The sequence below is a fragment of the Streptomyces sp. CAI-85 genome (assembly GCF_013363615.1).
Classification (GTDB): domain Bacteria; phylum Actinomycetota; class Actinomycetes; order Streptomycetales; family Streptomycetaceae; genus Streptomyces; species Streptomyces antibioticus_B.
The window spans coordinates 1-584 of sequence record NZ_JAANNX010000259.1 but is presented as its reverse complement, the minus strand read 5'-3'; the positions used below and the strand labels follow the sequence as shown (position 1 = coordinate 584).

Annotated in this window: 1 protein-coding gene; it reads right to left on the bottom strand. The window is 72.3% G+C overall.

Annotated features, from left to right (window positions below):
- Positions 1-584 (bottom strand): aldehyde dehydrogenase family protein (locus G6W55_RS38145; RefSeq protein WP_175525121.1); only part of this gene is annotated, 584 nt, incomplete at both ends.

Below are 584 nucleotides of genomic sequence, written 5' to 3'. Positions count from 1 at the left end.
CGCTGCACGGAGATGCAGGACTGGCCGCCCTGGTAGTTGGAGAAGGTGGCGATCCGGGTGGCCGCCCAGTCGAGGTCCTCGTCGGAGGCCCAGTCGGCGAGGACGACGGCCGCGCCGTTGCCGCCCAGCTCCAGGGTGCAGTGCTTGCGCGGCACCGAGTCCATGATCGCGTAACCGACCTTCTCGGAGCCGGTGAAGGAGATGACCGGCAGCCGCTCGTCCTGGACCAGGGCGGGCATACGGTCGTTGGCGACCGGCAGGATCGACCAGGAGCCGGCCGGCAGCTCGGTCTCGGCGAGCAGGTCGCCGATGATCAGGCCGGAGAGCGGGGTGGCGGGGGCCGGCTTGAGGATGATCGGCACACCGGCCGCGATCGCGGGGGCGATCTTGTGGGCGCACAGGTTCAGCGGGAAGTTGAACGGCGCGATGCCGAGCACGACGCCCTTGGGGAAACGGCGGGTCAGCGCGAGCCGGCCCTGACCGCCGAGGTCGGTGTCGAGCCGCTGGGCCTCGCCGCCGTTGAACCGGCGGGCCTCCTCGGCGGCGAACCGGAACACGGACACGGCCCGGCCGACCTCGCCGCG